The 25299-nt window shown below is 71.3% G+C and carries 17 protein-coding genes and 1 riboswitch; of the genes, 10 read left to right on the plus strand and 7 right to left on the minus strand.

Features of this window, described 5'->3' with window-relative positions; all coding sequences use genetic code 11:
• Positions 1 to 103: 103 nt before the first annotated feature.
• The 4 genes from AB0N81_RS10190 to metE all read left to right on the plus strand — a co-directional run bounded on the left by AB0N81_RS10190 (position 104) and on the right by metE (position 5685).
• Positions 104 to 619 carry a GNAT family N-acetyltransferase gene (locus tag AB0N81_RS10190; RefSeq protein ID WP_365357322.1) on the plus strand — a complete coding sequence of 172 codons (516 nt, stop codon included), beginning with the start codon at positions 104 to 106 and terminating at the stop codon, positions 617 to 619.
• 80 nt (positions 620 to 699) lie between these two features.
• On the plus strand, positions 700 to 1926 hold the full coding sequence (locus AB0N81_RS10195) for a hypothetical protein (protein ID WP_365357323.1): 1227 nt from the start codon (positions 700 to 702) through the stop codon (positions 1924 to 1926).
• A complete protein-coding gene (locus AB0N81_RS10200) occupies positions 1923 to 2903 on the plus strand; it encodes a hypothetical protein (RefSeq protein WP_365357324.1) in 981 nt (326 codons plus the stop codon). The genes AB0N81_RS10195 and AB0N81_RS10200 overlap by 4 nt, the downstream gene beginning before the upstream one ends.
• A gap of 78 nt (positions 2904 to 2981) precedes the next feature.
• Positions 2982 to 3203: riboswitch (cobalamin riboswitch) on the plus strand.
• A gap of 163 nt (positions 3204 to 3366) precedes the next feature.
• Positions 3367 to 5685 carry a 5-methyltetrahydropteroyltriglutamate--homocysteine S-methyltransferase gene (metE, locus tag AB0N81_RS10205; RefSeq protein WP_365357325.1) on the plus strand — a complete coding sequence of 773 codons (2319 nt, stop codon included), beginning with the start codon at positions 3367 to 3369 and terminating at the stop codon, positions 5683 to 5685.
• 89 nt (positions 5686 to 5774) lie between these two features.
• On the opposite strand, the gene AB0N81_RS10210 is transcribed toward metE, so the two are convergent.
• Together AB0N81_RS10210 and AB0N81_RS10215 are read right to left on the minus strand one after the other, a co-directional pair.
• Positions 5775 to 8516 carry a glycosyl hydrolase family 65 protein gene (locus tag AB0N81_RS10210; protein WP_365357326.1) on the minus strand — a complete coding sequence of 914 codons (2742 nt, stop codon included), beginning with the start codon at positions 8514 to 8516 and terminating at the stop codon, positions 5775 to 5777.
• A 180-nt stretch (positions 8517 to 8696) separates the two neighbouring features.
• Positions 8697 to 10118 carry an FAD-dependent monooxygenase gene (locus AB0N81_RS10215; RefSeq protein ID WP_365357327.1) on the minus strand — a complete coding sequence of 474 codons (1422 nt, stop codon included), beginning with the start codon at positions 10116 to 10118 and terminating at the stop codon, positions 8697 to 8699.
• 192 nt (positions 10119 to 10310) lie between these two features.
• On the opposite strand from AB0N81_RS10215, the gene AB0N81_RS10220 reads away from it, so the two are divergent.
• Positions 10311 to 11369 (plus strand): vWA domain-containing protein, encoded by a 1059-nt coding sequence (locus tag AB0N81_RS10220; protein WP_365357328.1) that lies wholly within the window; start codon positions 10311 to 10313, stop codon positions 11367 to 11369.
• A gap of 113 nt (positions 11370 to 11482) precedes the next feature.
• The gene (locus AB0N81_RS10225) at positions 11483 to 11854 is read left to right on the plus strand and encodes a VOC family protein (protein WP_365357329.1); all 372 of its coding nucleotides are present in this window, start codon (positions 11483 to 11485) and stop codon (positions 11852 to 11854) included.
• A gap of 60 nt (positions 11855 to 11914) precedes the next feature.
• Here AB0N81_RS10225 and AB0N81_RS10230 read toward each other — a convergent pair whose 3' ends face one another.
• A complete protein-coding gene (locus AB0N81_RS10230) occupies positions 11915 to 12499 on the minus strand; it encodes a helix-turn-helix domain-containing protein (protein ID WP_365357330.1) in 585 nt (194 codons plus the stop codon).
• A gap of 136 nt (positions 12500 to 12635) precedes the next feature.
• Here AB0N81_RS10230 and AB0N81_RS10235 point away from each other — a divergent pair, with 136 nt between their 5' ends.
• The 3 genes from AB0N81_RS10235 (at position 12636) to AB0N81_RS10245 (ending at position 16063) form a co-directional block, all read left to right on the plus strand.
• Complete coding sequence (locus AB0N81_RS10235) at positions 12636 to 14117, plus strand: amidase (protein ID WP_365357331.1); 1482 nt, start codon at positions 12636 to 12638, stop codon at positions 14115 to 14117.
• A 186-nt stretch (positions 14118 to 14303) separates the two neighbouring features.
• Entirely contained in the window at positions 14304 to 15464 is a 1161-nt protein-coding gene (locus AB0N81_RS10240) for a serine hydrolase domain-containing protein (protein ID WP_365357332.1), read from the plus strand.
• Positions 15465 to 15520: 56 nt separating this feature from the next.
• Positions 15521 to 16063: a GNAT family protein gene (locus tag AB0N81_RS10245; RefSeq protein WP_365357333.1), complete on the plus strand. Its 543-nt coding sequence runs from the start codon at positions 15521 to 15523 to the stop codon at positions 16061 to 16063.
• Here the strand turns inward: AB0N81_RS10245 and AB0N81_RS10250 are convergent.
• Positions 16060 to 17331 carry an NAD(P)/FAD-dependent oxidoreductase gene (locus tag AB0N81_RS10250; RefSeq protein ID WP_365357334.1) on the minus strand — a complete coding sequence of 424 codons (1272 nt, stop codon included), beginning with the start codon at positions 17329 to 17331 and terminating at the stop codon, positions 16060 to 16062. The two genes, AB0N81_RS10245 and AB0N81_RS10250, sit on opposite strands and share 4 nt — an antisense overlap.
• A 138-nt stretch (positions 17332 to 17469) precedes the next feature.
• Between AB0N81_RS10250 and AB0N81_RS10255 the strand changes: the two genes are divergently transcribed.
• The gene (locus AB0N81_RS10255) at positions 17470 to 18237 is read left to right on the plus strand and encodes an NPP1 family protein (protein WP_365357335.1); all 768 of its coding nucleotides are present in this window, start codon (positions 17470 to 17472) and stop codon (positions 18235 to 18237) included.
• A 1233-nt stretch (positions 18238 to 19470) separates the two neighbouring features.
• Here the strand turns inward: AB0N81_RS10255 and AB0N81_RS10260 are convergent.
• Genes AB0N81_RS10260 through fxsT form a run of 3 tightly spaced genes read right to left on the minus strand, consistent with a single transcriptional unit; the run spans position 19471 to position 25297 of the window.
• Complete coding sequence (locus AB0N81_RS10260) at positions 19471 to 20514, minus strand: hypothetical protein (RefSeq protein ID WP_365357336.1); 1044 nt, start codon at positions 20512 to 20514, stop codon at positions 19471 to 19473.
• Complete coding sequence (locus AB0N81_RS10265) at positions 20511 to 21338, minus strand: hypothetical protein (protein WP_365357337.1); 828 nt, start codon at positions 21336 to 21338, stop codon at positions 20511 to 20513. Before AB0N81_RS10265 ends, AB0N81_RS10260 begins: the two co-directional genes overlap by 4 nt.
• Before the next feature lie 29 nt (positions 21339 to 21367).
• Positions 21368 to 25297: an FxSxx-COOH system tetratricopeptide repeat protein gene (gene fxsT / locus AB0N81_RS10270; RefSeq protein WP_365357338.1), complete on the minus strand. Its 3930-nt coding sequence runs from the start codon at positions 25295 to 25297 to the stop codon at positions 21368 to 21370.
• Between the last annotated feature and the right edge of the window lie 2 nt (positions 25298 to 25299).

The raw sequence follows: 25299 nt of genomic DNA on the forward strand, positions 1-25299 counted from the left end.
TGATCAACAGCCTTTCCCCGTAAGGCGGATAAGGGTTGAGACACTTAAGGGTTGAGGCAGGTAAGGGTTGAGATGCGTGAGGTCATCCGTGAGGCTGATCATCATGAGCCAGCCCACCGGACCCGCCACCGACCAACTCACCATGCCCACTACCGCCGTTCGCAGGGCGGCCGAAGCCGACCTCCCGGAACTCGTGCGCCTACGGGCGCTGCTCTTCGAGAACCTCGGCGGGGAGTACTTCAACCCCTCGTCGCAGGAGGACGACTGGCGCCGCGAACTCGCCGCCGTACTCGAGGAGAAGCTGACGACGGAGGCCGCGCGCATCTTCGTCGTGGACGGCGAACAGGGCCTCGCCGCCTGCGGCATCGGCACCGTCGAGCAGTGGTTCCCCGGCCCCCACAACCGCAACGGCCGGGTCGGGCACGTGATCGGTGTGGTCACCGACCCCCGGTACCGCAGGCGGGGCCACAGCCGCGCGATCATGCGGGCGCTGCTCGACTGGTTCCGTACGCAGGAGGCGTCCCGCGTCGACCTGTACGCGTCCTCCGAGGGCGAACCGCTGTACCGGGACCTCGGTTTCGTCGACCATCCCGACCCGGCACTGTACTGGCGTCCCTGAGCTGGGCGGACTCCGCCAAAGGGATACCGGGCGCCATCCCGCGGCAGCATGATGTGGGGAGGCGATACGGGGGTGCCGTCATGGCTGTTCGCTCCGGTTCGGGCGCTGTTCGGGTGCCGGTCTGGGCCTTTGCCGCCGTCGGGTTCGTCCTGGTGCTGGGGCTGTTCTTCGGGATACGCGGGGTCGCGTCGCCCGATGGCGGGGCGCGGGGCGGCGGGGCCGGGGGAGGCTCCTCGGACGGGGGCACCAGTGCGGGCGCGAACTCCGTCGGCGGTGGCACGGGCACCGCGAGCGGGAGCGGTGGCTCCGGCGGGGGCGGCCCGACGGGCGGAGGAACGGACGGGCCGTCGGGCGGTTCATCGGGTGGTTCATCGGGGCGTTCGACGGAAGGCTCGTGGCAGACCGGCGGCCGGGACGGCGACGGCGACGGCGACGGCGACGGCGACGGCGACGGCGACGGCGACGGCGACAAGGACGGTGGCGGGGAGGGTGACAGCGACCGGGACGGCGACGGGGGCCGCGGGGGCGGGAAGCCGCCGGGCTGGCTGCCGTGGGGGCCCAAGTCGCCCAACACGGACGAGGCGCCCGAGCCCGACAGCATGTATGACGCGCTCCAGAAGGGCGAGTGCCGGCAGGCGTACGACAGCGCGGTCGACCCCGACAAGCGGCCCGACAACTCGGCGTCGCCCGCGTCCTGGAAGGTCATCGAAGGGCTGGCCGGGATCTGCAAGGCCGCGCACGGCGAGCGGGACGGGCTGAACATCGCGGTCAGGGCCGAAGCGGGGTTGCGCGCGGCCGGTTACCGGCCGGGGACCGACGACTACCTCTGCAAGGACGGTGACGCCTTCGCGGTTCTGCAGCGCTTCGTCGCGTACCACCAGCGGCATCCCGGCGAGCCGGTGGTGCTGCGGTCCGCTCCCGCGGGTGTCGCGGCCTGCGGCAACACGATCAGCGCCACGGATCGCAGCGTCGCGCCGGGCGCGTCGATCGGCTTCTACGGCACGTGGCCCGACGCGCCGGACACCGTGGAGCTGCGTGCCGCGGAGCTGACGGCTCCGGTCGTCCTCGAACCCTTCGGCGACGAGGACGACAAGGTGCGGTGCTGCAAGGACGGGACGGTCACCGTCGACCTGCCGGGACCCGACCGCTTCGAGGGCCGGCGTCCGACGGTCATCGACGTGACGCTCGTGACGAAGAGCGGCGCGAGGGTGGCCAAGCAGGCGGCGTTCACCGTCGACTGGAGCGGCGTCCAGCAGTCTCCGTCGCCCTCCTCCGCGTCACCCATGTCCGGCGCCCTGCACCGATGACCGGGCCTCCTGAACCGCGGCCGCAACCCGGACCGCAACCGCCCGCCGACCCTGATCCGGCACCCCGGCCCTCCCCTGCCCCACAGCCCGCCCCAGCGCCGACTCCGGACCCCGCCCCGGGCCCGGCTCCAGCTCCGGCCCCGCCCCCGGCCCTCCCCGAACCCGCCATCGGCTGGGTCGAGATCGTCGGAGCCATCGGTTCCCTCGTCACTCTCCTGACCGCCGTCCTGTTCTACTTCGGCTGGGCGAGCACCGACGCCGAGACCAAAGCCCTCGGTCTGCGCGACACCGTCTTCCACTTCTCCACCAGCGACTACCTGCTGCGCAGCGTCGGGGCCCTCTACCTCCCGGCCTGGTGCGCGGCAGGCATCGCGCTCGGCGCGCTCGGACTGCTCCGCTGGGCGGCGGGCGAACCGGAACGGCTCGCCCGCGCCGTGCGCGTGCTGCGATTCGCGTGGGCGGTGCCCCTCGCCCTCGTACCGCTGTATCCGCTCAGTCCCTGGCTGTTCGACCTGTTGCTGCCGCTCACCACGATCGGCGGCTTCGCGCTCACCGCGTACGCCCGCACCCGTGACCGCCCGGACCTGCGCCTCTGGGGGCTCACGCTCTTCGTCTGTGTCCTGTCGCTGTTCTGGGCCGTGTCGACGTACGCGGCGATCGCGGGCCGCGGCCGGGCGGAGCTGACCGAGCGGACCCTGCTCAGCGGCGATTTCCCCGCCGTCGTCGTCTTCAGCGAGAAGGATCTGATGATCCGCGGCGGCGGCAGCTGCTTCCGCCGCGTCACCGACCAGGGCAGCCGGTACGCGTACGAGTACGGCGGGCTGCGTCTGTTCCACGTCTCCGGAGACCGCGTCTTTCTGGTTCCCCGCTACTGGACGCCCGAGGACGGCACCCTCTACGTCCTCAAGGAAGGGGCGGGACAGCGCGTCGACCTGCTCAGCGGCGCCGGGCGCCGGGCCCGGGAGTGTTCGGGATAGCCGGCCGGTCCGGCGCCGCGTGTCGCAGCTCACCTTTCGGATCCGGTCCCGGCCCGGCCCGCCTGCGGACGGCGCCGTATGGTGATCAGTGCAGCTGGTTCGCCCCGTCCGCCAGGCGGGAGCGTCGTAAGAGGGAACCCGGTGAGAATCCGGGACTGCCCCGCAGCGGTGAGCGGGAACGACCGCCGTCACACGCACTGGGACCGGAGACCGGTCCCGGGAAGCGACGGCCAGTAGGTGTCCTCCCCCGTGAGGATGTGCCCGCGAGTCCGAAGACCTGCCCGCTGTCCGCGCACGAACCGTTTCGGGCGCGGACATCCCGGTGACCTCGAGGGCGGGTCGGCGCACATATCGGACGGACGACCGCGCCACCGCGCGCACTCGTACTGTCCGGTAGGTCGCCCCTTCGCGCTCTCGTCCCGTCCCCGGGATCTCAGGGATTCATCTCGCGAAGGAGATCTCCGTGACCAGCAGGACCGCAGCCGCGGCAGCACGAGCCACCGTGTACGGCTACCCCCGTCAGGGCCGCAACCGCGAACTGAAGAAGGCGATCGAGGGCTACTGGAAGGGCCGTGTCACCGCTGACGCCCTCCGTACCGCCTCCGCCGCACTGCGCCGGGCCAACTGGCGGGAGCTCGCCGACGCCGGCATCGGCGAAGTTCCGACCGGCGACTTCTCGCACTACGACCACGTTCTGGACACCACCGTCATGGTCGGCGCCGTCCCCGAACGGCACCGCGCCGCGGTCGACACGGACCCGCTCGACGGCTATTTCGCGATGGCGCGCGGCACGCAGGACGTGGCGCCGCTGGAGATGACGAAGTGGTTCGACACCAACTATCACTACCTCGTGCCGGAGTTGGGGCCGGGGACGGTGTTCAGCGCCGACTCCACCAAGCAGGTCACCGAGTTCGAGGAGGCGCGGGCGCTGGGTCTTTCGGCCCGGCCCGTCCTCGTCGGCCCGGTCACCTACCTGCTGCTGGCCAAGCCCGCGCCCGGTGTGGCCGCCGACTTCGATCCGCTGACCCTCCTCGACCGTCTCCTGCCGGTGTACGCCGAGGTGCTCGCGGACCTGCGGGCGGCGGGCGCCGAGTGGGTGCAGCTCGACGAGCCCGCCCTCGTCCAGGACCGCACGCCGGCCGAACTGAACGCCGCCGAGCGCGCCTACCGCGACCTGGGCGCCCTCACGGACCGCCCCAAGCTGCTTGTCGCCTCGTACTTCGACCGGCTCGGCGATGCCCTGCCGGTGCTCGCGAAGGCCCCGGTCGACGGCCTCGCCCTCGATTTCACCGAGGCGGCCGCCGCCAACCTCGACGCGCTCGCCGCCGTCGGCGGGCTGCCTGGCAAGCGGCTGGTCGCCGGTGTCGTCAACGGCCGCAACATCTGGGTCAACGACCTGGAGCAGTCGCTCGCCACCCTCGGCACCCTGCTCGGCCTCGCCGACCGGGTCGACGTCGCCGCCTCCTGCTCGCTCCTCCACGTTCCCATCGACACCGCCCTCGAACGTGACATCGAGCCACAGATCCTGCGCTGGCTGGCCTTCGCCCGCCAGAAGACCGGCGAGATCGTGACCCTCGCCCGGGGCCTGGCCCAGGGCACCGACACGATCTCCACCCAACTCGCCGCGAACCGCGCTGATCTGGCCTCCCGGGCGGGCTCCCCCATCACCCGCGACCCGGCCGTCCGAGCCCGTACCGGAGCCGTCACCGGCGCCGACGCCCGGCGTTCCCAGCCGTACGCGGAGCGGGCTGCTGCCCAGCGCGCCGCCCTCGGCCTCCCGCTCCTGCCGACGACGACCATCGGCTCCTTCCCGCAGACCGGTGAACTGCGGTCCGCCCGCGCCGATCTGCGGGCCGGGCGGATCGACGGCGCCGGGTACGAGGAGCGCATCAGGGCCGAGATCCGGGAAGTGATCGCCTTCCAGGAGAAGACGGGCATCGACGTCCTGGTGCACGGCGAGCCCGAGCGCAACGACATGGTGCAGTACTTCGCCGAGCAGCTCACCGGCTACCTCGCCACACAGCACGGCTGGGTCCAGTCGTACGGCACCCGCTATGTGCGGCCGCCGATCCTCGCCGGTGACATCTCCCGTCCCGAGCCGATGACGGTGCGCTGGACGACGTACGCCCAATCCCTGACCGGCCGTCCCGTCAAGGGCATGCTCACCGGCCCCGTCACCATGCTGGCGTGGTCGTTCGTCCGCGACGACCAGCCGCTCGGCGACACCGCACGGCAGGTGGCCCTCGCCCTGCGCGACGAGGTCGACGACCTGGAAAGGGCGGGGACCCGGGTCATCCAGGTCGACGAACCCGCGCTGCGCGAGACGTTGCCGCTGCGCGCCGCCGACCACCCCGGCTATCTGGCGTGGGCCACGGAGTCGTTCCGTCTCACCACCAGCGGGGTGCGTCCGGACACGCAGATCCACACGCACATGTGCTACGCCGAGTTCGGCGACGTCGTCCAGGCCATCGACGACCTCGACGCCGACGTCATCAGCCTGGAGGCGGCCCGCTCCCACATGCAGGTCGCGCGCGAACTCGCCGCCCACGGGTACCCGCGCGAGGCGGGACCCGGTGTGTACGACATCCACTCCCCGCGCGTGCCGAGCGCCGAGGAGGCAGCGGCCTTGCTGCGCAAGGGACTTGACGCCATTCCCGCCGAGCGGCTGTGGGTCAATCCCGACTGCGGTCTCAAGACGCGCGGCTGGCCCGAGACCCGCACGTCCCTGGAGAACCTGGTCTCGGCGGCCAGGACGGTCCGGGCGGAGCTGGCCGAGCTCTGACGGCCTGACGCGGCGCGGTGCGGCCGGGCGGGAGCGACCAGCTCCCGCCCGGCAGAGCACACCGGCTCCCCTCGCTGCCTGGTGCCTCGCTAGTCCACCCTCAGCTCGGCGATGCCGGGGTGCTTCTTCGCGCCCTCGTCGCCGCGCACCGTCACCCGTACGTACCGTGCGAGTCGCGCGTCGTCCGTCTCCGCGCGGTGCCAGTGGCGGCCGTCGAGGGAGAGTTCCACGGTGTGGGCGGCCGGCTCGGTGGCGGTCCAGACGGGCGTGACCTTGTGGACGCGGACGGGCTTGTGAAGGTCCGTCGTCAGGTGGCCGCGCGCGCCGTCCGGGACCCAGGCCGTGGCGGAGTTGCCGTCGACGGCGGCGCCCGCGTACATGCCGGGCTGCTCGGACGAGGCTTCGGCGGCGGTGCAGCGGGCCGCGTTGGTGGTGGGTGTCAGGTCGGGGCGGCGGGTCTTGAGGACGGCGGGGCTGCCCTTGCCGACGATCTGCTCGCCCTGCGGCGTGTCGAGCGTCATCGGCTCACCGTCGGTGAGGCGCACGGTGGTGCGGTGGGCGCGGAGTTCGATGTCGTACGTGCGCCCCTGCCAGGTCAGTCCGCGCAGGGTCACGCCGCGGTCGAGCTGCGGAGGGAGCATCGGGTCGAGGTGCAGACGGTTCTCCCGCATCCGCATGCCGGTCAGGCCGTTGGTGAAGGTCTGCAGGAACCCGCCCTTGCCGGTGAGGAAGTCGTGCGCGGGCGAGCCCGACAGGGGGTCCTCGGCGCCCGCCTTGTCGCCGCGGGCCTCGGAGAACTGCGCGAAGGGGCCGCGTACGAACGGCTTGATGGAACGCTCCAGGTAGGTGTACGTGGAGCAGCCGGGCTCACCGATCCCCGCGGCGTCGATGGCGTGCACCGAGTCCGTCATGGCCGGGCCGTCCGGGTCGGTGCGCTCCGCGTAGTAGTCGAGGGTGGCGGCCGCCGCGCCCTCGGGCATCTTCCACTCCAGCGGATACATCAGGAGGACCGTGTCGGCCTGCTTGATGGTGCTGCCGTCGTAACCGTCGTACTGCTGGAAGACCTTGCGGCGCTCGTCGTACGGGATGCGGATGCGGTCGGCTACGGCCTTCCACTCGGCGGGGGCCCGCTTGCCGAGCAGTTCGGCGGCGCGGGTGGCGTGGCGCAGGGCGGTCACGGCGCCGGCGTTGGTGAAGACCGCGTCGTCGACGCCGTTGCTGTACTCGTCGGGCCCGGCCGTGTCCTTGATCGAGTAGCTGCCGTCCTTGTTGCGGCTGACGCGGCCCGCCCAGAACTCGGCGATGCCCTTCATGACCGGCCAGCCGCGCTCGCGCAGCCAGCGCGTGTCCTTGGTGGCCAGGTAGTACTGCCAGGTCGCCAGGGAGATGTCGGACTGGAGGTGGACCTGGGTGCGGCAGTGCGGCGGGTCGACGCTGTGGCACTCCTTGGCCAGGTCGCCCGAACTTCCGCTGTTCCAGGGGTAGAAGAGACCGCGGTAGCCGAGTTCGCGGGCGTTCTCGCGGGCGGCCGCGCGGGTCCGGTAGCGGTAGTCGACCACGGACCTGGCGAGCTCGGGGCGGGTGGCGAGCAGGCCCGGGTACATCCAGGTCTCGGCGTCCCAGAAGACGAGGCCCGCGTAGTTGTCGCTGGTCAGCCCCGCCGGGGCGATGCTGTTCGCCGCACCCTCACGGGTGTTGGAGAGCAGCCCGTACTGTGCGGAGCGCACCCACGACTGCATCTCGCGCCGCCCGTGCACCTGGATGTCGCCGCGCCACAGCCGGGACCAGGCGGCGGTGTGGGAGCGGAGGAGGTCCTGCCAGCCGCGGTCGGCGGCCCGTCGTGAGGCGGCGGTGGCGTCCCGGCGCGGTGCTCGCGAGGTCAGGGCCGTGTCGACGCCGACGTACTTGGTGAAGTCGTACGACTGTCCGCGCCGGACCGGCAGGGCGAATTCCTGACGTGTGGTCAGGTCCTTTGCGCGCTTGGCCCGTTGGGCTGTGACGGTGTGCGCTCCGCGGCCGGCGTGCAGGGTGGAGGCGACGGCCCCTTCGGTCTTCGTGCCTTCCGTGCGGAAGGCGACGTCCATGCTCGGCGCGGTCCGGCCGCCGCGGTTCTCGCCGGTCCGGTCTCCGCCGCCCGTCTGCCGGATGCGCCGCGCGCCCCGGCCGTCGAGCATGTCGGTGACGGTCGCCCTGCCGTTCCAGTGCGGCGTCATGCTCATGCGTACGGCACCTACGTGCGGATCGGCGCGGTCGGCGAGCACCTCGTACACGAGGTCGGTGCGGCGGCCGTCGGCGGCCGTCCAGGTCAGCGACGTACGGACGAGGCCGCAGTGGAGAAAGAGCGACTGACGATAGTCGGAAATGTGTCCGGCCGGTGTAGAAGAGTTGAAGGTATCGCCCCGGGGCCCGCCGGTGCCGACGGTGAGCGCGGTCCAGGTGGGCAGCGCCGCGACAGCCTGCCGGTCCTCGGCGGTCTTCTTGTTGTGCGCGTACAGGCCGGACACGAAGGAGCCGTCGTAGCGCGGGGTGAACAGCGGCCAGCCGGTCTTGGCCTCGCTGTCGGTGTAACCGGACCCGTTCGGCGGCACCCGCTGGCCCAGATAGCCGTTGCCGACGAAGGCGTGGTGCGTGTCGGCGGCATCGGCGCGGGTGGTGGTGGCGAGCGTCCAGCCGTCACCCTTCCGGCACTCCGCAGCCGTGTCGTCGTCACTGCTCCGGGCCGTCTGCGCCGTCTGGGAGGCGGCCGGCGGCACCGAGGCGACGAGGGCTCCCGCCAGCAGCACCGCGGTCAGTCGGGCGGCACGCGGCAGCGCACCGAGGGAGTACGTCATTGTTCTCCGTCACTCTGGTTCACCTGCGAGGGTCCAGGGACCATAAATTTCATGAACGAGTCACGTCAATAGCTGTGCGCTTCTGGTCAAGTCTCGAAGGCATGCCAGCAGTAACGGTGCGGGGAGGTGATGAATTTCGGCCACGTAGTGGCGAGTGCAGAGGGGGGCGGGGCGGTCGGTTCAGCGTCGTGTGCCGCCGAGCCCGCACAGCGCGAGTTCCTCGGCTGTGATGGGCGGGCTGTGCTGCGCGTCGCGGCCGGGGCCCCGCGCGACGCCGAGCAGCACCGCGGGCCTGGCGAGGCAGGTCAGTGACGCGGACAGGGTCATGAGGTCCGTCAGCGCCATCAGGACTGCGGGGTTGCCGGTGGCGGACCGCATCATCCGCTGGGTGTAGCCGCGCAGCAGCCGGGCCGTCGGCGGCGGTCGTTTCCCTTTGGTGCCGGGGTAGTTGAGGTCCTCGCCGGTGGCCAGGTCCCAGGGTCCTGCCGTGGTGCGGGCCACTGCCCGCTGGACGTGCCGGGCGAACCCCGCGGCTTGGGGCTGCCGCCGGTGCAGGGCTCGGTCCAGTGCTGCCGCGCTGTGCGCCGCCACCGACAGCCCTTGTCCATACACGGGGTTGAAGGTGGCGACCGCGTCGCCCAGGGCGATGAACCCGTCCGGTGCGGCGGTGAGCCGTTCGAAGCGGCGGCGGCGGTTGACGGTGCTGCGGGTGAGGTGGACGTCGGTCAGGGGCTCCGCACGGGATATGAGGTCGGCCAGGAGGGGATCGCGCAGGCTCCGGGCGAACGGCTCGAAGTCAGCGGCGTTCCTGGCGGGTTCGGCACCACGGGTCCCCGCGACGGTGACCAGCCACCGGCCGTCCTCGACGGGCAGCAAGGTGGCGCCCCGGCCGGGGCCCCCGGAGCGTGGGTCGGGCTGGATGCTGACCATGGGGAAGTGCTCCGTGCCCGAGGGCGCAATGAAGAGCCGGGTGGCGTAGACCTGTCCTGCGTCCACGGTCTCCTCCCGGACGGCGGGCAGCCCGAGGCGCGCGAGGTGGCGGGCGGCCTGCGAGCCGCGGCCCGACGCGTCGACCACCAGATCCGCCTCAAGATTGTCGACCGGGCCGCCGCCGGTCTCCCGTACCGCCACTCCGGTCACGCGGCGCGCGGCACCGAGCAGCTCCACCACCTCGGTGCCGTCCCGCAGGACCACCTGCGGCAGGGCCAGGACACGCTCGCGCACCACCGCGTCGAGCAGGTCCCGGGTGCAGGAGACGAGGAACTTCGTGCCGGGCCTGCGCGGGAACCAGCCCCCCGGCCCGAGCACGACGATCCCCTCCGTCACCATCACTCTCCGCGCGCCCGCCGCCACCCATGCCTCGACCGTGCCCGGCAGCAGCTCCTCCACGACGCGTGCGCCGCCGGACATCACCATGTGCGCGTGGCGGGCCTGCGGCAGCCCCCGACGCGGCCCGGCCCCCGTCGGCATGCGGTCCCGGTCGACGAGCACCACCTCGTCCATCCAGCCGGACAGGACACCGGCCGCGAGCATCCCCGCCATCCCCGCGCCCAGCACCACCGCTCGGCCACCCCTGCCGGGCACCCCGTCGTGTGACCTCATGACCACAACCCTCCGCCCTGCCGCTCGTACGGGCCTATCCCGTAAGGGAGTTGAGGTCAAACTCCCCTCTCTGCAACCGGCCATGCGAGCCGGCCTCGCGCGAGTCCACGCGGACAACGCCAAACGCGATTGTCAGTGCCTCCCCATAGAGTGAACACATCACTCGGGGAGCCTCGAAGGGGGAGCGAAAGCATGTCCGCAAACAAGATTCAGCACAAGGTGAATCACGTCGCTTTGGTAGTGGACTGTTCGGGTTCCATGCATCAGCACCAGAGCCAACTCATTCGCGTTGTGGACGAGTTCGTGGCGGGCTTGAAGGCCGAATCCGACAGCCTCGGCCACGAGACCCGGATCAGCCTGTACTCCTTCGACCACAGGGTGGAGAACCTGGTCTGGGACATGGACGTGAAGCATCTCCCGTCCATGCGCGGCCTGTACCGGGTCAACAACGGCGCCACGGCTCTGATCGAGGCCTCCTTGAAGTCCCTGGACGACTTGGGACACATATGGGAGGAGTACGGCGAGCACAGTTTCCTCCAGATCGTGGTGACGGACGGCGAGGAGAACGCGTCGGGCGGCGATCGGCGGCACGACGGCGACATGACCATCCTCGGCCCCTGGCTCGACAGGATCGCGGCGAAGATGGGCGGCCTCCCCGGCCACTGGACCTCCGCGATCCTCGTGCCGAACTCCCTGGCCAAGCGGACCGCGCAGAACTACGGCTTCCCGGCCGGGAACATCGCCATCTGGGACGCGGATTCCCAGCAGGGCGTCGAGGAGGCGATCGGCACCGTGCGCGCCGCCGCCACCAGCTTCCTCCGGGGCCGGGAGCAGGGCATGCGCGGCACGAAGAACCTGTTCGCGGTCGGCCAGGACATTTCGGTGGACGAAGTGCGGGCGAACCTCGAACCGATTCCCGCCGACAGGTACCGGCTGTTGAAGGTCGACAAGGAGATCGAGATCCGCCCCTTCGTCAATTCACATCCGGGCGTGTCGTACGAACGCGGCGCGTGTTACTACCAATTGGGCGCCCGGGCCCAGGTGCAGCCGAACAAGGAAGTCATCGTGGTGGAGAAGGAAACCGACCGCGCCTACACGGGAGACGCGGCGCGCAGCCTTCTTTTCGGCACGGGAATTCAGGGCACCGTCTCCGTCAAGGCGGGTAACAATCCCAAGCTGGAGGTCTATGTGCAGAGCCGTTCCGTGAACAGGAAACTCAAGCCGAAGACGCGTCTGCTCATCATGCTCTGAGAACCTTTGCGCCGAGGCCGGCCGACTCGGCGCCATCTCTCAGGGCGCCACCTCTCAGGGCGCCACCTCTAGGGTGGTCAGCGCGAATGCCCACTGATCGGTCCGGAGGTGCCATGTCCCCGTACATGAAGCTGGCTGCGATAACGCTCGACTGCCCTGACCCACTGGCGCTGGCGGCGTTCTACCAGCAGGCCACCGGCCTCGAGCCGCACCCGAAGTCGGACGCCGACTTCGCGGGTCTCAACCGGGGCGACGGACTCTTCATCGGCTTCCAACGGGTCGACGACTACCGGGCTCCGCGCTGGCCCGGCCAGAGCGTCCCCCAGCAACTGCACCTCTGCTTCGACGTCGCCGATCTGGACGAGGCGGAGGCCCGGCTGCTCGAGCTCGGCGCGGGCAAGCCGGATCACCAGCCCCACGAGGCGGCCAGGGCGCGGGTCCTCACCGATCCGGCGGGGCACCCCTTCTGCATCTGCCGAGGCTGAAGCTGAGGTTGAAACTGGGGTTGGGGCTGAGGTTGGGGCTGAGGTTGGGGCTGACAGGCCCTAGGCGATGATCGCCTCGACGATTCTCATCAGCCGGTCCCCCGCCTGATCGATGCTCCCGTTCTGCGTGCTGACCTGGGCGCCTTCGAGCACGAAAGTGATCTCGGCCGCGGTCTGTTCGGGGTCGGGCAGCCCGGCGTCGGCGCACATCGCGACCAGCCTGCGGGTCTGCCGGGCCTTGTGGTCCTCGATCACCTGCCGCGCGGGATGGGAGCGGTCGGGCAGCTCGGCAAGGGAGTTGATGAACGGACAGCCCCGGTACGAGAGCGCCGGCAGTCCGTCGGCGATGAAGCGGGCGAGGCCCAGAATCTGTTCCCTCGGCCGGCCCGGGTGCTCGGCCTCGACCCGGTCGAAGGCCGCCTGGTAGTCGGCGGCGACGATGCGCAGCCACTCCGCGACGAGGGCGTCCTTGGTCTCGAAGTGCCGGTAGATCGCCATCTTGGTGGTCTCGGCCCGCTCGGCGATCGCCTGGACGCCCACCCGTCGGATCCCCTCGCTCTGGAAGAGCTCCTCCGCCGCGTCGAGGATGCGCTCACGCGGCGGCAGCTTCGCCACCCTGCTCGGCCTGCTGTCGGTCGATGCCATACCTGTTGCCTGCTCCGTGAGACGTCCGGTCGGCGAGGGCCTCCCACCTCTCGCTACGATACCAAGTCGCCCCTCACGATACCGTTCGGTATCGTGAGGGACTGACCGGTATTGTCATCTATGTTGGGAGTGTGCGGTGAGAGTTGCCGAGTACGTGAAGCACGACGCGGTCGGACTCGCGGAGCTGGTGGCCGGAGGCGAGGTGACCTCCGCCGAACTTGAAGCTGCCGCCCGCGAGGCCGTACGGACGGTCGATCCGCGGATCAACGCCGTCGTCGAGACATGGCCGACGGACGACGGCCCCGGCCCCGGCCCCGGCCCCAACCCAGCCGCCACTCCGTCGGCACCGCTGGCCGGCGTGCCTTTCCTCATCAAGGACATCGGGGTGTCCATGGCCGGGAGGCGGATGGAACTGGGCAGCCGTCTCGCCGCCGGGAACGTCGCCCGCGCCGACTCCTCGCTGATGCTTCGCTTCCGTCGCGCCGGCCTCGTGACGTTCGGGCGTACGGCGACACCGGAGATGGCCTACAGCATCACCACGGAACCGGCGCCGTACGGTCCGACCCGCAACCCGTGGGACCCGGAGCGGAGCGCGGGCGGTTCCAGCGGTGGCGCGGGCGCGGCCGTCGCCGCCGGGGTGGTCCCGGCCGCACACGCCACCGATGCCGCCGGCTCGCTGCGCATACCCGCTTCCTGCAACGGTCTCTTCGGGTTGAAGCCCACCCGGGGTCGCGTCTCCATGGGCCCCGGCGCCGACGAGGTCTTCAACGGTCTTGCGGTGCCCGGCGTCGTCAGCCGCACGGTCCGCGACAGTGCGGCGCTGCTCGACCAGTTCCGCGGCCCGGAGCCGGGCGACCCCTACTTCGCACAGCAGCCGGCCCGGCCGTACGTGGAGGAGGTGGGCCGAGCCCCGGGCTCGCTGCGGATCGGCGTCCTCCCCCAGGCATGGGGCGGAAGCCGCACCACCGCACCGGTGTCCGACGCCCTCTCCCGTACTGTCCGGCTGCTCGAATCCCTCGGCCATCAGGTGGTGGAGGCCGAGGTGGACCTCGGCATCGGCTGGGAGGAGTTCGTCCTGGCCACCGCGCGCCTGATGACGGCGAATCTCACGGCGTCGGTCGACGAGCTGGCCGCCGCCTTCGGCCGGCCCGTCGACACCTCGACCCTCGAGCCGGTGACCCTGGCCGGTTACCACTACGGGCAGCGGGTGAGCGGCGCCCAGTTCGTCGCCGCGCTCGCGGTCAGGAACCGGGTCGCCCGCAGCCTGGCACGGCACTTCGACACCCACGACGTGCTGCTCACCCCGACCCTGCCCGACCTGCCCCTGCCGCTGGGCACCTTCGCCGAGGGGTCGGACGCGCTGGACGGCCTGGGGTGGATCGACCGCCTCAACGACCGCTCACCGTTCACGACGGCGTTCAATGTGGCGGGCACACCCGCCATGTCCGTGCCGGTGACGGCCGACGCCGGGACGGGGCTCCCGATCGGTATGCAGTTCGCCGCCGGATACGGGCGCGAAGGCCGTCTCTTCCGCCTCGCCGGACAGCTCGAACAGGCAAGCCCGTGGTCGGGCCGGACCCCCACGGTGTGGGCGGGAACCTCAACGGACCGTCGATGAACGGGTCCTCGGCCAACGCGCCGCCAGTGAAGAACGGCTGAAACGTACTCAACCCCCGCGCGGACAGGCAACCTGCTCACCGGCCCGCCCGGTCCCCCGTGTCACCTGCTGCAACGACGAAGGGGACCACAGATGTCAGCACGAACAACACGAACAGCACTAACAGCACGGACCACCCTGGTGGGCATGACGGCGTTGGCGGCGGCGATAGCGGCTGCCGCGGGGTCGCTCGCCGCACCCGCCGCAGCCGCTCCCCCGGCCGCCCCCGCTCTCCATGCCCCCACCCCCGTGAGCGACCGCCACACCGCCACCCAACGGGCCATGGACGCCGCCGTCGGGGACGGCGTGCCCGGCGTGACAGGCCAGGCGAGAGACCACCACAGAACCTGGACCGGCACCTCCGGTGTCGGCGACCTCACGACCGGGCGCCCGCGCGGCGCCGAGGACCACTACCGCGTCGGCAGCATCACCAAGACCTTCGTGGCGACGGTCCTCCTCCAGCTCGCGGGAGAGGGGAGGCTCGACCTGGACGACAAGGTCGACCGCTGGCTGCCCGGCGTCGTGCGCGGGAACGGCCACGACGGCAGCGTCATCACCGTCCGCCAGCTCCTCAACCACACCAGCGGCATCTACGACTACTACGCGGACCCCGACTTCGCCCGCGCCTTCAGACTGCGTGACGGCTTCTTCGAACACCGCTACGACACCTGGCGCCCGGAGCAGCTGGTGGCGATCGCCATGCGGTACGAGCCGTATGACACGCCGGGCACGTCCTGGCACTACTCCGACACCAATTACATTCTCGCCGGGATGATCATCCAGAAGGTCACCGGGCACCCGTACACGTACGAGGTCCGGCGGCGCATCACCGAGCCGCTCGGACTGCGCGACACCACGGCCCCCGTGACCGACCCGCGCGTCCCCCGGCCCAGCAGCAGGGCGTACTCGAAGCTCGCCGACGACACCGCGGGCCCGTCGTACGACGTCACGGAGTTCAACCCGTCCGCCGCCTGGACGAGCGGCGGCATGATCTCCGACTCCGCCGACCTGAACCGCTTCCACTCGGCCCTGCTGCGCGGCGAACTCCTGCCGAAGAAGCAGTTGGCCGAGATGATGACGACCGTTTCGATGGGCGCGGAGTACGGCGGGGCCCGCTACGGCCTCGGCATCGCCCGACGCGAACTCACCTGCGGCCGGCAGGTCTGGGGCCACCACGGCGGCATCCTCGGTTCGACCACCGAGGCGGTGACGACGCGGGACGGCCGCCACTCGCTCGCCTTCAACTTCAACGGTGACTGGACGGGCGACAGCAACGCGGTGATCGAGGCTGAGTTCTGCGGCACCTGACGGCACCCGGCCAAATCCGTTTGCCGCCCTTCGGCCCGGTCGGATAGGAAGACCGCATGCTAAAGGGCGGCAAGGTCGGGCTCAGGGCCCGGCATGAGGACGACATCCCGGTTCTGCGGACCGAGCTCTACGACGACGTGGTCAACGGTTCGCGGTCGGAGGGCGGGCCGTGGCGGCCGATCACGCCCGGCTCGAAGGACCCGCGGCTCCTGGCGGACGACAAGAACGACGCGATCGTCCCGTTCTCCGTGGTGGATCTGGAGAGCGGCACCCTGGTCGGCACCGCGACGCTGTGGGGCATCGACACCCACAACCGGGCCGCGCACATCGGCCTCGGGCTGCTGCCGTCCGCCCGCGGCAAGGGGTACGGCACGGACGTGGTCGCGGTGCTGTGTCACTACGGATTCGTCGTGCGCGGCCTGCACCGGCTGCAGATCGAGACGCTGTCCGACAACACCGCGATGCTGCGCTCCGCCGAACGCAACGGATTCGTCCGCGAGGGCGTGCTGCGCTCGTCGGCCTGGGTCCTGGGCGAGTTCCTGGACGAGGTGCTGCTCGGGCTCCTCGCCCAGGACTGGAAGCCGGGACTCGACGCCTAGGCTGCCGGCCCGGAGCGCCCGGCCGCCCCGCGGTGCCTGAGGTTGACGGCCGAGGCCTTGGCCAGCGCCGCCGGATTCAGGAAACGCAGGGGCCCGATCAGCCGGGACGCGAACAGGTGCATGTGCCGCGCCATGGACGCGTCGCGCGCCGCCGCCGAGAACATCAGCCGCTCCATGGGGTTGAACGGCCGGGCCTTCGCGAAGTCGGCGGCCAGGTACTGGTGACCGCTCAGCCGACGCCGGTGCCTGCGCGCGTACACCGTGAGCGACCTGTCCAGATCGCCCCGTCCGGTCGCGGCCGGGGCGATCGCCTCCGTCAGCCACTGCGCGGACTGCAGGGCCCATCCGCACCCGACTCCCCACAGCGGGTCGCCGGTCAGGGCCGCGTCGCCGATGAACGCGACGCCCGGCGCGGTCGGCTTGCGGCTGTGCAGGGGATGGTCGACGGTGCCGGTGATCTTCGTGACGCGCTCGGCGAAGTCGATGGGCGGCGCATCGGGCAGGGCGCGGAAGAAGTCGAGGAAGCTGCCCTCCAGGTCCGCCCTGAAGGCCGGCAGTCGCTTCTTGTCCGGGAGTACGGCCACGACCGTCACGCCGTCGTCGTTCGGGAACGCGTACGCCATGTCCGGTTCGAGAAACCAGACGTGGCTGATCCCGCCGTGCAGCGGAAGGTCGCGGAAGTGTGCGAAGTACCCGAACCGCGCGTTCTGGTGGGTCCGGGCGGGCACTCCGGCGAACTTCGCCACGGCGGAGTCCTTGCCGTCGGCACCGACCACCAGGCGGGCCCGTATCTCGCGCTCGCCCTGCGGCGTCGCCGCGCGCACCCCCACGGTCCGCCCGGCTCTCCTGACCAGCCCGGTCACCTGGTGTCCGATGAGCAGGTCGACACCGGGGGTCTCCGCCGCATGTGACCTGATCATCGGGTCCAGGGTGCTGCGCCGGATGTTGTACGCGTACGGGAGACCGGGCCCCGTCGGCGCGGCCCTCGGCTCGATCCATCCCCAACGGGTGTGCCAGCGGGCTTCGTTGCGGACGGCGCCCGCTTTCTCGATGGCGGGGACGAGGCCGAGTTCGTCCAGCACCGGATAGGCGTTGGCCGTGAGGGAGTGGGTGCAGAGCACCTTGTACGCCTCTGGGTTCGAGCGGCGTTCCAGCAGGGCGACACGGACTCCGCGTCGGGCGAGCAGGATCGCCGCGGCGCTGCCGGCGAGGCCGGCTCCGCCGATGACGACGTCGTAGTCGTACCCCGCGCTGTCGGACCTGGTCATGCGCCGGTCGCCCCCTTCAAAGTGTGTGGTGCGCCAACTGGTGTCAGGTGCATGAACAGTTGTCAAGATCGGGCGTGACCCAAAGATGGTGAGGGCATGACAACTCTGTCGTGCATCCGGAGCCCTCAGGAGACGCCAGTGAAGCCGAGCAGAGCGATCCGCAGAACGTCCTTGTCCGTGGGCGGAGCCCTCGCCCTGGTAGTGGCCTTCGCGGGGTCGGCGGTCGCCGCCCCTCCGCCGGCCCTGCCCGCCGACGCCGACGGCACGGAGCAGACGTTCCAGCCCGCGTACGACTACGACGGCGACGGCTGCTACCCGACCCCCGCCATCGGCCCCGACGGAACCGTGAACGGCGGCCTCGAGCCGAGCGGCGCCGTCAACGGCCAGTGCCACGACGCGAGCGACCTCGCAGGCACCAACGGCTACGCCCGCACCAAGTGCAACAACGGCTGGTGCGCCGTCATGTACGGCCTCTACTTCGAGAAGGACCAGGCCGTGGCGGGCAGCGGGCTCGGCGGCCACCGGCACGACTGGGAGCACGTGGTGGTGTGGGTGAAGGACGGCCGCGCCGAGTACGTCGCCACCTCCGCGCACGGCGGCTTCCGCATCCACTCGCGCGACCAGATCCGCTGGGACGGCACCCACCCGAAGATCATCTACCACAAGGACGGCATCGGCACCCACTGCTTCCGCCCCGCGACCGCGGGCGACGAGCCGCCCGAGAACCACCGCGGCAGCTGGCAGTTCCCCGCCCTCGTCGGCTGGAACGGCTACCCTCCGGGCCTGCGCGACAAGTTGAGCGCCCACGACTTCGGCAGCGCCAACTTCGGTCTGAAGGACGCGAGTTTCCCGAGCCATCTGGCCGCGGCACTGCCCTCCGGCGTTCCCTTCGACGTCAACGCCTGAGCACCGCGGGGCGGCACGTCCGGCGTGTCGGGAGGCGGCTGCCGCCGGTTCCACAGCTCGTTCGCCAGGAAGTGGAGGACGTTGACGGTGACGATGGCGGGCGCGACGATGGCCACCGTGCGCGGGAACGCCGGCTCCAGGGACAGGGCCAGGACGACCGCCGTCACACCGTTCTGCTGACCCAGCGCAAGGGACACCCGGTCGTAGTGGTCCAGGTCCCTGGCGATGACCCACCCGACGGCCACCTGCGAGCCGAAAGCGGCCGCCCCCAGGGCGATGCCGGGCCCCGGCTCGACCCCGTCGACGAGCAGCACCCCGAGAGCGACCAGCGCCGCGTGGTAGGCGGCGTCCAGCAGCGGACCGAGCACCGGGAGCAGCGGCGGCGGCCGGTAGAAGAGGCCGACGACCGCCACCCCGAGCATCAGGCCGTACACCGAGGCCACGGCGAGGACGCCGGCCAGCACCGACAGGGAGCCGGCGGAGCGCAGGAGCGCGGCCTTGTGGCCGTCCCCCCGCCGTGGCCGCGACAGGTACCAGGCGAGCGCGGCCACGACGACCAGAGCCGCGTTGCCCAGCGTGGTGAGGGCATACGCGTCCGGGGTGACCGGCAGCGCAGAGGAGTCCGCGCCGTCCAGTGCGCTCAGCGCCGCCGGGGCCAGGTAGGCCGTGAGCAGGACGGTGACCGGGTCGTCGAAGGACGACCAGACGGACAGCACGGTCTTGCCGCGCTCCGACATCCGGGAGCGTGAGCGCAGCGCCGCCACCGAGAGCGGATCGATCTGGGCGACCGCGATCGCCAGGATCAGGTACGCCGGTTCTCCTACCGCGAGCCAGAGCACCGGCACGATCAGCGCGGCCTTGGCGAGCACACCGACGGTGACGGCGAGAAGCAGCGTGCGCAGATCGCGGCGCGCCTCGGCGAGGTCGATGCCCGCGGTCGATCCGTACAGTCCGACGGCGAGCAGCGCCGAAACGATCAGCGGGTAGGCGTCGGAGTCGGTCAGCAGGCCGATGCCGGTGACGGAGGAGAGGGCCCAGGAGGAGCCGAGGACAGCGAGCATGATCCACAGATGGCGCGCCGCTCTCAGCGTCTTTGCCATGGCCCGCTCCGATCCGGCCGACTCCGTACGACGAAGAGCGTCCCAGCAGCGAGGCGCGCACCGGCACGGAATGCCCGCGGTTCGTACGCATGGTGTACCCGTGCGAACGAATGGTCACCCGCGGCTTCGGAGTTCAGAGCTTTTCGTCCGGTTTCTCGCCCGTCGTGGCCGAGACGAGGCGCACCAGCCGGTCCATCCGCCGGTCGGCGCGGGTCACTTGGCTCTGGTCCAGGGAGACTCCGAGCAGGAAGTGGTCGTCGGGCCGGTCGACGTAGAAGAGGGCGCCCTCCTCGACGTCGAGGACCACCCGGGAGAGCTGCCCCGGCATCACCGCGCGCAGGGACTGGTTGAGCCGCGCCACGACGTAGTGCAGGCGCTCGCCGAGCTCTGCGTAGCGCGTGCGCCGCTCGTCCCGGGTGAGACCGCCGACGCCGAAGAAGCGCGACAGCGCGGGGTCGTTGAAGACGTCGGCGCTGAGCCGGCCCGTGCCGGGAGCGACGTATCCGGCGTAGTGCAGCGCGTCGGGGGACACCGCTTCGGCGCAGCGCGCGAGCATCTCGGGTTCCGCCGTGCCCCAGTCGCCCTCCGCGACCCGGTGGGGCTCTTTGAGGACCGACCGCTCCACCACCGGGAGCGACGAGTCGGAGTCGAAGCCGCCCGGATTCATCAGGGGCAGGCCGATCTCCTGGCGGAACGCGCTCACCAGCTCGGCCATCGCCCGGTCGCCCGCCGTCACGGTCTCGGCGCCCAGGGAGACCCCGGTCAGGCAGTCGTCCGCGCGGAAGTAGTAGTGGAAGACGGCGCCGTCGCCCACCCGGAGGACGCTGCGGATGAGCCTGCCGCTGTCGACAGAGCGCAGCACGTGGTCCATCCTGCCCAGGATGTAGTGGAGTTGACGCCCCAGGCGCACGAACCGGTCGCGCCTGAGCTCCTGTTCCGTCCCGCCGAACCCGCTGCCCTGTGACGTGGGCAGCCGTTCCAGGATGTCCGCCGAGTAGCTGAAGACTCCCCAGCGGTACTCGGCCACGTGATGGAGCCCCGTCTCGCTGAGCGCGTTCTCGCACAGGCGGATGAACACGTCGCTGTCGTCGGTCACATGAGACGCGCGGTGCACTTTCGGCGGGTCGTACGACCGTTGTTCCGTCGTCGCCCCGGGCACAGTCCTGTCGTCGCTCATTCCGCCCCCATGGCCCCGTCGTCGAGAACGTCCGGCCAGCGCGCCGTCATCTGCTCGCTGAGCGCCTGCACCAGTGGACTGCCGCGGCCCGGCAGGCGCCCGAGGGAGACCGCCGCCGCTCCGTCCCGGTCGTACGGCAGCCGCATCAGCGCGGGAGGCACCCCGGCGGGTTCGGCCGCGGGGAGCCGGGCCCCGTTCGGGCTGTTGCACACCCAGCCCAGGACCTTCTCGCCCAGTCCGCGTTCTGTCAGCCACGCCTGGCTCTGGGCGATGTCCCCGTCGCTCACCGGTTCCGCCTGGCCGATCAGGATGATGTGTTCGACGCGCTTGCAGACCTCCAGTGTGACCGGTGTCCGGCCGACACCGCAGTCGGCTATCAGACAGCCCTGGAGGTCCATGAGCCGGTCCACGGCGGCGCCGACGATCTCCTGGAGCGTGCCGTCCGTCGGCAGGCGTTCGCCCGGCTTGTCCCCCGGGCCGAGCGGGAACACCGCCATGTCCTGGCGCCGGGGGTCACCGGTGTGCACGTGCCGCAGATAGCGGTGCACGGAGCGGTTGGTCAGGTCTATGCGGTCCGCGGCGAAGCCGAGGAGCCCGTCGGCCCCGGCCTCCGAGGTGGCGTTCCAGTACCGGGTGAGGTCGGTCAGCCCTCCGCCGTCGGTGTCGGCGTCCATCAGCACCACCGACTGCCCGACACGGCCCACGGCGTCGTCGACGATCAGACCGGCCGCCGCCGTCAGCACCGTCGCCCCGCAGCCGCGCGCGGTCGCGAGCACCGCCACCGCGTGCGGGACGCCGATGGACCCCGTCCACGGATACGCCATCGGATCCTCCTTGCTCCGTGCTGTCCGGCTCAGATTTTCGGAATGTCGAGTTCGATGCCGATCCGGTTGTCCGGGTCGGCGCGGCCCGACGTGTCCTCCCGCAGCCCCAGATGCGCGGCCACGGTCAGCGTGAGGGGGTGGTCGGGGCCGAACTTCTCCAGCAGTCCGCGGTGCGTCTCCTCGTCGAGTTCCCGCGCGGCCCGCGAATCGCCCGCGTAGACCAGCATGTTGGCGTGGCACAGGGCGGCTGCCAGGATCAGCGGGTGGTGCGGGTCCACGTAGAGGATCTCCCGCAGGCCCAGCAGGCCCCGCTCGCTGAGCGCGGTGGCGCTCTCGTCCTCCGCGTCGCGCAGGACCAGCGCGAGGTTCACCTCGCAGATCCGGGCGAAGAGATGGTCCTCCCCCCACTCCCGGTACGCCGCGAGGTTCTCCTCGGCGAGCGCCTTCGCGCCCTTCGGCCCACCGATCTGGCCCAGGAACCGCAGGTCGGCGGCGAGCCCCACGCGCGCCACCAGTGCCTCGGGGTGGTGGGGGCCGCCGTACACGGCGAAGGCGTCGGCCGCCCGTACGTCCAGCATGCGGGCGGTGTCCGCCTTGCCCCGCCGGGTCTGCGGGGGCAGGCCGGGGGACAGCGTGGCGATGTGCCGCAGCGTCGACGCCAGCGAGCAGGCCGCGAGGAGGGTCGTCAGATGGCTCCAGCCGAGGTTCTCGTCCGTCTGGGTCAGCCGGTAGATCTCCTGGAGTCGGCTCAACGAGTCGTCGTAGCGGCCGATCTCGCGCAGCCTGCTGCCCACGTGCACGGAGCTGCGCAGGGTCAGCGGATGCAGCTCTCCGGACACCCGTACCCGCTGCTCGTGGACCTCCCGGTGCTGCTCCAGCGAGTCGTTCGGGAGGCCGACCATGTCCAGTGACAGCCCGAGGTTGCTGCCCGCCATGAGGGCGAAGTGGTTCTCCGGGCCGTACTTGGAGCGCAGGATGTCCCGGACTGACTGGTCCTCGGCGAGCGCGTCCTGCGGGCGGCCCAGGGCCCTCAGCTCGCCGCCGCGCCCCAGCGCGCTGCGGAGCGCGAACTCGCCATCCAGGTCCTGCAGCCTGCGCAGTTCCACCAGGGCCGCGCCGTTGATCCGGTTGGCCTCCGGGTACCGTCCGGCGTCGGTGTGGATGTTGGCGAGCTCCACCCGCAGGCGCAGCAGGAGAAGTTGCCGTTCCCGGTCGTCGGCGGCCGACCGGGCGGTCCACAGCCGCTCCAGCCGCTGGGCCAGGCTGAACGCGGCGTCCAGGCACTGGGTGAGGCGCCGGTAGCGCACCTGGTTGACGAGCCAGCGGCGTACCGCCAGGTCGTCGTCGTGCGCCGCGCCCGAGGACTCGACGTGGAGGTCCAGCTCCGCGTAGCGCGGGTACATGTCCTGGTCGTCGACGCGGTCGTCCGGCGGCGCGTAGGCCGCGAGGACCCCGCGGACCCCCGAGGCGAGCTCCGCCGCCTCCTCGGGCTCCAGTTCCCGGCGCTGCGCCGAGAGGATCATCCGGGACGCCGTCAGCCGCCTGCCGTTCTGGCCGCGGCGCGCCTGGGACCTGCTGAGCAGTCCGCGGGCCGCGAACCCGAGCTGCGCCCTGCCCTCCGGGCCCTCGGGCAGCCCGAGGAACTCCAGGGAGGCCGGTGACTCCAGCAGGTCCCAGCCCGCTCCTTCCGGGGACAGGGCCGTCAGCATCCTGAGCAGGTCCAGCGCGGCCGGACGCTCCTTGCCCAGGTCCTCCGTGACGCTCTGCCACACCGCGGAGGCCAGCTCGAGGCCGACCGCCTGCCGGTTGCGGATGGCGTGCACGAGCTCGGTCACCACCGCCTCCGGGGGGCGCGCGGTGCTCTGCAGGTACGCGGCCATCTGGTCGAGCAGCTGCGGCAGCGTCTCCCCCACCGCGACGAGCTGTTCGGCGAGTTCGCGGGTCAGCTGGGGGGATTTCCGGCGCAGATACCGGACGGCCTCCTCGGGGGACGGCGGTTCGACGCAGACGGGCAGGGCCAGCGTGCCCCAGTCCGGGTTCTCGGACGTGATCAGCACGTGCACCTTGCTGCTGGTGATCAGGAGGCTCTCGATCTCGTCGGGGTGCCGGGCGTCGTCGTACACGAGGAGCAGCCGCTCGGGTCCGCCGTGCCGGCCCTCCATCAGCTCGCGCAGCGCGTCCACGGCCCGGGGCGAGGAACGCCGGGAGGCGCCCACCCGCTCGCTCAGCAGCACCAGTTCGCGTACGACGCTCTCGGCGCTGTCGGCCGGGATCCACCACACGATGTCGTAGTCCGCGCGGAAGCGGTTCAGGAACTCCAGGGCGTAGGTCCGCTTGCCCACCCCGGACGGGCCGTGCAGCACGACCGGGCGCTTCGCGGCCTGACCCGGGGGCAGCGCGTTCCTCAGCTGCTTGAGGCAGTCCTCCCGGCCAAGGAACTCCCCCTGCCGGCGCGGCGGGACGTGCCACACCTGGGGGTGCCTGCCGGGGAAGCGGGGGCCGGCCTCGGACCGGTCCGCCCACGGCACGCCGCGGCGCTCGCCGGGAAGGAAGTGCGTGAGGAGGGAGTTGCGGGCGGCATCCTCCTCCAGCGTGTACAGCCTGGGGCCCGGCCGGTCCCGGAACGGCGGATGCACCTCGACTTCCTCGAGCCAGGCCACGTCGACCTTCGGCCGGTCGACGAGCTCGCCCGGGTTCGGTATGTGTGCCGCCATGCCGGTGAGCCGGGAGGAGCAGGCCATGGCGGACGACATCAGGATCAGATAGGTGACGGCCGCGTCTCCCCTGACCGCCCGGTCCCCGGGACCGCGGTCGAACTCGCACATCACCCCGTTCGCGAAGAGCTCGGCACGTATCCAGTCCGCCCACCGCAGGTCCTGCGGCTCGAACACGAGGCGTACGACACGGGCGGCGGCGGGCACCGCGGCGAACGCGCCGACGTAGCGCTCCCGGTCGGCGGGTGCCACGGCGGCGAAGGTCAGTCCGGCGTCACCGGTGATCTCCTGGCCGAGGCGTTCGTACGCCTGCTTCTGCAGGGACCGTTCGTAGTTCTGCAGCGCGAAGGGGATGAGGATCTCCTCGTACGCGACGTTCGCCAGATGGCCCACCTCGACCTCGCGCCAGTACTGCTCCTCGCCGGTGAGCAGGGTGGGGCCGACCGCTCCCGCGAACTGGTCCCGGGCCCGGGAGCGGCGGATCTCGGCCTGTTCCCGGTGGGAGATGTCCACGCGCATCGGGACCGGCAGCACCCTGATCCGGCCGGCGGACTGCTCCCGCACCTGCCGGGCGACGGCGGCGGACCCTTCGATGGACTGGTTGCTGAAGTTGAAGCCGACGACGACCACGTCGGGCAGGAGGAGCGTGCACAGGCTCGCGTTGTCGGAGTGACCGGTGCGGCTGTCGATGAGGACGTAGTCGTACTCCTCGGCGCGTAGGCTGTCCCTGAGCGCCTGCGCGAAGAACCGGCCGCTCTGCTCCAGATAGAAGCGGGACCAGTCGAAGGTCGCGACGCGCCGGCCGTAGAGGCCGTCCTGGCAGCCGGGGCCGAGGAAGTCGATCCTGCCCGCGCGGTTCGAGAAGCGGTACGCGAGCGAGTCGGTGTGCATGCCCACCTGCGTGTGCCGCTCCAGCAGTTCGGCGAACCTGTCCTCACGCTCGGCGTCGGGCAGTTCCTCGGCCGCCAGTGCCTCCACGGCCCGGCCGTACTCCTGGACCATCTCCACCACGCCGGTGGAGTCGGTCAGTTCGGGGTCCCGGAGGAAGGGGCGCAGATAGCGGTGCAGTCCGGGCGACTCCAGGTCCCAGTCGACGACGAGGACGCGATGTCCGGCGTCGGCCAGCAGCCAGGCGACGTTGGCCAAGGCCATGGTCCGCCCGACTCCGCCCTTGTACGAGTAGAAGGTGACGACAGTCGCCTGGGTTCCACCACGGAGGGAACCGGCCGGCTCGGCGCTGCTCATCG

It is taken from the genome of Streptomyces sp. NPDC093510 (assembly GCF_040683555.1).
In the GTDB taxonomy this organism is placed as follows: domain Bacteria; phylum Actinomycetota; class Actinomycetes; order Streptomycetales; family Streptomycetaceae; genus Streptomyces.